General features: G+C 38.5%; 5 protein-coding genes and 1 pseudogene. 4 read left to right on the top strand and 2 right to left on the bottom strand.

Translation table 11 applies throughout. The annotated features are described in order from the left end of the window. Positions 1–651: pseudogene (locus WBM70_RS10260) on the top strand (nitrilase-related carbon-nitrogen hydrolase); the annotation flags it as partial. 40 nt (positions 652–691) lie between these two features. Here WBM70_RS10260 and WBM70_RS10255 read toward each other — a convergent pair. Together WBM70_RS10255 and WBM70_RS10250 are read right to left on the bottom strand one after the other, a co-directional pair. Then, positions 692–1,255 (bottom strand): NUDIX domain-containing protein, encoded by a 564-nt coding sequence (locus tag WBM70_RS10255; protein WP_424558411.1) that lies wholly within the window; start codon positions 1,253–1,255, stop codon positions 692–694. Continuing rightward, positions 1,230–2,525 carry a peptidoglycan DD-metalloendopeptidase family protein gene (locus WBM70_RS10250; protein WP_424558410.1) on the bottom strand — a complete coding sequence of 432 codons (1,296 nt, stop codon included), beginning with the start codon at positions 2,523–2,525 and terminating at the stop codon, positions 1,230–1,232. Before WBM70_RS10250 ends, WBM70_RS10255 begins: the two co-directional genes overlap by 26 nt. A gap of 142 nt (positions 2,526–2,667) precedes the next feature. Between WBM70_RS10250 and WBM70_RS10245 the strand changes: the two genes are divergently transcribed. The 3 genes from WBM70_RS10245 to WBM70_RS10235 are packed head-to-tail and all read left to right on the top strand — an operon-like array spanning position 2,668 to position 5,615. Then, a complete protein-coding gene (locus WBM70_RS10245) occupies positions 2,668–3,351 on the top strand; it encodes a plasminogen-binding N-terminal domain-containing protein (RefSeq protein ID WP_424558409.1) in 684 nt (227 codons plus the stop codon). Between the two features lie 12 nt (positions 3,352–3,363). Then, positions 3,364–4,755 carry an FAD-binding oxidoreductase gene (locus WBM70_RS10240; protein WP_424558408.1) on the top strand — a complete coding sequence of 464 codons (1,392 nt, stop codon included), beginning with the start codon at positions 3,364–3,366 and terminating at the stop codon, positions 4,753–4,755. A gap of 26 nt (positions 4,756–4,781) precedes the next feature. Next, on the top strand, positions 4,782–5,615 hold the full coding sequence (locus WBM70_RS10235; RefSeq protein WP_424558407.1) for a YihY family inner membrane protein: 834 nt from the start codon (positions 4,782–4,784) through the stop codon (positions 5,613–5,615). The last annotated feature ends 393 nt before the right edge of the window (positions 5,616–6,008 follow it).

Raw genomic sequence — 6,008 nt, 5'->3', positions numbered from 1 at the left:
GAAAACAGTATAGTATTGGTTACCTCACTGTTTGAAAAACGTGCAGCAGGACTCTACCATAACACTGCAGTCGTTTTTGAAAAAGATGGTTCTGTTGCATGAAAATACAGAAAAATGCACATTCCAGATTACCCCGGGTTTTATGAGAAGTTTTATTTTACCCCGGGAGATCTAGGTTTTGAACCGATACAAACGTCTGTTGGCAAACTGGGGGTACTGATCTGCTGGGACCAATGGTATCCTGAAGCTGCACGGGCTATGACACTTAAAGGTGCTGAACTTCTTATCTATCCTACTGCCATAGGCTGGTTCGATGAAGACAGTGAAGAAGAAAAAGCCAGACAACTAGAGAGCTGGATCACCATACAACGATCTCATGCCATTGCCAATGGTATACCTGTACTCAGTTGTAACCGCGTGGGTTTTGAAGCGGACAGTGCCGGAGTAATGGCCGGTACTCGTTTTTGGGGGAACTCTTTTGTATGTGGTGCTCAAGGGGAGATGATTGCACAAGCAAATGAGAAAGATGAAATGATCCTCTATGCAGACCTCGAACATGCACGCACCAAAGAAGTACGTGATATTTGGCCATTTTTACGTGACAGACGCATAGAAGAGTATCAGTGCCTTCTCAAAAGATATTGCGACTAAATTATTTTCGTACTCAATTTGATACGTGATACTTTGATACTCACTGTTTTTCAAGCCACCACATAAATGCAAACATAAGTCCAGGTGTTTTTGCTATGCTTTCATCATAGATCAAGTTCTTAGCTTGATCTACAGGTAAGAAGACAACCTCTATCTGCTCATGGTCCACGCCACCGCCTTCACTGACTTTCATACTCTCGTCAACTTCAACAAAATAAAGAGTCTGCCTGCTTCCAGCAAACCCTACAGATGTATGAAAAGAGGTGATCCGCTCTATACTTTGAAGTGGCACAAGGTAACCACACTCTTCTTCTATCTCCTCTTTGGCTATTTCCACCAAAGAGAGATCTTTATCTACAATACCGGCACAAAGTTCAACTGTCATGCCATTTTCATTGTTTAGATAGACAGCCGGACGGAACTGTTTTACCAATATAAATGACTCTTTTTCTTTATGATAGATCAGTATAGCGACACTGTCATGGGCTTGAACCACTTCCCATGATTTTTTGATACCCTCTTGTTCATAGGTCGCCAATGAGGTATCTATGAACTTTGCATTCTCTAAAGGCTTAAGTTTAAAGTCTTTGATCTGATCTGCCATCTTTTACTCTCATACTTGTTTGCTTATATCCATCCCATATGAATGGAGTGTTTTCTTGTCCTACAGAAGAGAGAAGTTTCGTCTTATTCTCTTTTGCATTCTTGATCACGACTTCTTTATATTTTGTTGTCTTTACATCTTTATATTTGGTAAATGTTTTTGAAACAGTATCTTTAATCGACTTCTTGCGTAAAACCCTCATAGGATTGATCCATTTTCCGTATCTCATAAGCCCAAAGTGTAGATGTGGTCCTGTACTCCGTCCTGTACTCCCAACATATCCTATGATCTGACCTTTCTTTACACGTTGTCCTTTTTTTACACGTATACGACTCTGATGTGCATAGAGTGATTCATAACCACTCCCGTGTTTAATTTTAACCACTTTCCCATATCCGCCCATTCGTCCAGCAAAACTTACCCTCCCCGAATTTACTGCAAGAAGTGGTGTTCCTCTTCTGGCTCCAAAATCTGTACCATGATGAGGACGATAGCGTTTTAAGATCGGGTGATACCTTCTATGAGAAAAATGCGAAGTAATACGAACATGACGTATGGGCATACCAAAACGCGAGGTGGTACTTTTTACAGGTACTCTTCTTGTATACGTTACTTTTTTCTTCCCTTTTACCGTATATGCTTGAGACTTTTTGGTACTTTTGTAGCCATATCCATCTTCATCTGCATAGATAAACTTTTGTTTTTTCCCAGATTCGATCATGGCTATTTTAATAGATGGATGAGTATATGGTTGTCCCATTCGGGTTCTCTGTGTATAGAGAAAAGAGACCTTATCACCTTTTTGAAACTTTCTTGCATCGACCGTACCTTTAAAAAGTTGGCCCATTTTATCTGCTAAAGCAGGGTGTTGCAGTGCATTGCTAATATCTGTATGAAGGTTTTTTTCTATGGTAACAGTAGCACTATGCTCTTCTTCTTTATATTCGATAGGAATAATATCAAAATGATAGTCATGGCTGTCACGCTCTTTTGCCAGTCTTATCTGCATCTCTTCCCCTATAGGGATCAGTGCTTGTTGAAGTGTGTCATATTTATCTTTTAATTCATAAAAGAGCTGATCGCCTTCGATCTCAGAGAGAAACTTTATATCTGTTTTTGAAATATCATCTAACAGATCTGATGGAATGTCTCTAGAGCTTAAGTAATCAGAAAAAGTCTGACCTTTTTCCCAACGTTCATGTATTACTTTTGCTCCAAATAAAGAACTTGATATCAAGATCCATACCACGATATTTTTAAGACTTCCCATTCTGTATCATTTTCCCTACTGATTAATTGGAGATAATTATAACTTAAATAGGTTAATCTGTCCGCTACTTTAGTGAATCAATAAACTTTTACTATATTGCTTGTATAATCAATACAATTATTTAAACACTAAAAGGATCGCTATGCGAAAAATAGCTCTTATTGCTCTACTCTCTTTACCACTTTTTGCAGGTTTCTTCCCTCAAACAGTACATACTTCTATCAAATCTGTAAAAGAAAACACTATTACACTTAACAAAAAATTTCCTGTGAATGGTATGAGTGGTGTTGTGATACATAACTACGGTAATGGCCTGACAGCGATCACAACTCGGATCGCCCAAACTTCATCAGGTGGGTCAACTTCACTGGTAAGTACAGATATCCTGCATCATGAAGAACTCCCCACTATTAAAACAGCTATTTCGGCGAATGACAAGGTCATCGGTGGGTACCTCTACAACAATGTACTTCTTCTAGCTCCAGATGCAGACACTTATGCAAAGATCATTTCTCAACATAATAAAACATGGATACATCCAGACCTTTTTGCATTGTACCTTTCTGTTGAAGGAGAAGAAAGACCGACAAAAGAGAACCTCTCTCATTTCGCAAGAAAATATCAAGTAGGTCTGATCTATATCGTACGTAAAAACTCTGCTGTACTTTTAGACCCTGTCTCTGGGAAAATCATATCTAAGAAGTCTATGACAAACCTTCCATCGGTAGGAGCATTTCCTTTTTATATGCGGTTTGAACAAATTGATTCAGGATGGTTTGGCAGTGAAGTCAAAGGAAACTATTATGACACCATGGAAACACTATAATGGGATTTGACTATGTTAGATAAAAAACACATAAAACATTTCGAAAAACTTGTTGGCAAAGAGAATGTCTATAGCGATAAGGCACACCTCATTGCATACTCTTATGATGCTACACGTACGCGTTTTGAACCTGAAGCCGTTGTATTTCCTAGAGATGAAGCAGATGTAAGTGCCATACTTGCATACTGTAATGAACATCATATCGTCATTACCCCAAGAGGAGCAGGTTCCGGATTTACCGGTGGTGCGTTGCCTACCCAAGGTGGTATCACTTTAGGGATGGAAAAACATATGAACAAGATCCTCGAGATCGATATGGAAAACATGGTAGCCGTGGTGCAACCAGGTGTGATCAATATGGATCTGCAAAAAGCTGTAGAAGAAGTAGGACTCTTTTATCCGCCTGATCCAGCCAGTGAAGAGTACTCTACCCTTGGTGGGAATGTAAGTGAAAATGCGGGGGGTATGCGTGCAGCCAAATACGGTATCACCAAAGACTATGTCATGGCACTTCGTGCAGTACGTCCAAACGGTGATATCATTCGTGCGGGTAAACGTACCATCAAAGATGTGGCCGGATACAACATTGCAGGTATTCTCATTGCCAGTGAAGGGACATTGGCTGTTATTACAGAGATCACTCTCAAACTCATTCCTAAACCTAAATTTACTAAAGCCTATATGGGTATCTTCCCTTCTGTGGATGATGCGATGAATGCTGTATTTAAATCTCTTGCAGCAGGTGCGAATCCAGTGGCTATGGAATTTATGGATGATCTCGTTGTACAGGCACTTAAAGAGAAACTTGGCATCAAGCTTCCTGAAGATGCAGGTGCATTACTCATCGGTGATGTAGATGGGAATGTTATTGAAGAGGTAGAGTTTCAACTTGAGACTCTAGAGAATTCGTTTAAAGAGAATGGTGCGCAAGAATTCGTTGTCGCACATGATGCTAAAAAGAGGGATGAACTTTGGTATGCTAGGCGTAATGCTTCCCCTTCTATTACCATCTTTGGAAGTAAAAAACTGAACGAAGACATCTCCGTACCTAGAAGTATGTTGCCCGAAGCATTGAATCGTATCTATGCCATAGGTGACAAATATGGATTTAAAGTACCATGTTTTGGTCATGCCGGAGATGGAAACATTCACGTCAATGTCATGGTGGATGGTTCTGATGAACAACAGCTTCATGATGGTCACCAAGCTATAGAAGAGATATTTCAACTTGTAGTAGATATGGGTGGAACACTGAGTGGTGAACATGGTATCGGTACAAGTAAAGCGCCATTTATGAATATTGCATTTAATGAGCTTGAACTTAACCTGTTTAAGAGTATCAAACACTCTTTTGATCCTAATAATATACTCAACCCAGGGAAAATGGGATTACCCTCATCATAACATGCGCGTAATACAAAAAGGTTTTTATGAAGAAGAATAGTCAATTCAAAGTTATACTGAAAAACTATTACTTTTTCATCAGAGATTTTGCTTCAGATCTCTTTGATGCTAAACATGGGCACTATGCTTCTAGTTTAAGTTGGAGTACCATCTTCTCCATTATCCCTTTTTTGGTCATCCTACTTGCGATCTTTACGAACATGCCTCTATTTGATACACTTTACGCAAAAGTAGAAGAGTTGATCTTTTCTAATCTCATGCCTACAGATTCTAAAATGATCATGCAAAATATCAATACCTTTGTAGAAAATTCTGATAAACTAGGATATTTGGGTATATTCTATGTGACTTTCGCAGCAGTGATGTTCTTTAAAGATTATGACCACATCGTTAATGATATCTTTTCAACCCCTAAGCGCAGTATCTGGGAGGCTCTAAAAACGTATCTTTTACTGGTTATTATTATACCTGCAATGATGGCTGTCTCTTTTTATCTCACTTCATTCATACAGGTATATCTTGATAAAAGCAGCATTACAAGTATTATACATCTGTATACTTTTTTACCATTTTTTATCACATGGATGATGTTTTATATCGCTTTCCAACTCTCTCCCAATACAAAGATAGAGGTCTCAGCTGCAATGATGAGCTCATTTATCGCTTCACTTATATGGTATCTCTCTAAAAGTGCTTTTATCTTCTATGTCTTACATAATAAAACCTATGCAACCATCTATGGAAGTATCAGTACTTTACTCTTTTTCTTTTTATGGATCTATATCTCATGGGCTATCTTCATTCATGGTTTGAAGTTTTGTGATCTACTGAACAAAAATGAAGAGATAGATCATATATAAGAACCGTAAATAAACGACAATAGTTTGTCATTTATAGGTTCGGAACTGTGAAAATAAAAAAAGTAAATAGCTTTACATTGTTTTATTTGAAGTTGGAGCAACTCGACCCCTGATAGCAAACACATATTCATAATGAAAAAATATAAAGCGCATAGAATATTGCCAAACCTAACAGCAACCAAAAAAGTCTTTTACTCCAGATCGCCCCTATAGAAAGCCCTATATATCCCAGTAACATCCCCACAGGGAGAAGTGCCTCTGTACTACTTTTAGGCATTTGAAACAAAGCGAACAAAGCCGTATCAAAAGTCTCTTTCGTACCTATCTCTTTAACGTAACTAAGTTGTAAGTAAACACAGCGCTAGGGTAGCGTAATAGAACTTTGCTCTATTA

Origin of the sequence: Sulfurovum sp. (assembly GCF_049668085.1) — a bacterium.
Taxonomy (GTDB): Bacteria; Campylobacterota; Campylobacteria; order Campylobacterales; family Sulfurovaceae; genus Sulfurovum.
The sequence above is the reverse complement of the archived record's forward strand: the minus strand, read 5'-3'. Positions and strand labels throughout refer to the sequence as shown.

Coding starts and splice junctions, on each gene's coding strand:
- WBM70_RS10240 (WP_424558408.1), top strand. CDS start 3,364: ATGTTAGATAAAAAACACATAAAACATTTCGAAAAACTTGTTGGCAAA.
- WBM70_RS10250 (WP_424558410.1), bottom strand. CDS start 2,525: ATGGGAAGTCTTAAAAATATCGTGGTATGGATCTTGATATCAAGTTCT.
- WBM70_RS10245 (WP_424558409.1), top strand. CDS start 2,668: ATGCGAAAAATAGCTCTTATTGCTCTACTCTCTTTACCACTTTTTGCA.
- WBM70_RS10235 (WP_424558407.1), top strand. CDS start 4,782: ATGAAGAAGAATAGTCAATTCAAAGTTATACTGAAAAACTATTACTTT.
- WBM70_RS10255 (WP_424558411.1), bottom strand. CDS start 1,255: ATGGCAGATCAGATCAAAGACTTTAAACTTAAGCCTTTAGAGAATGCA.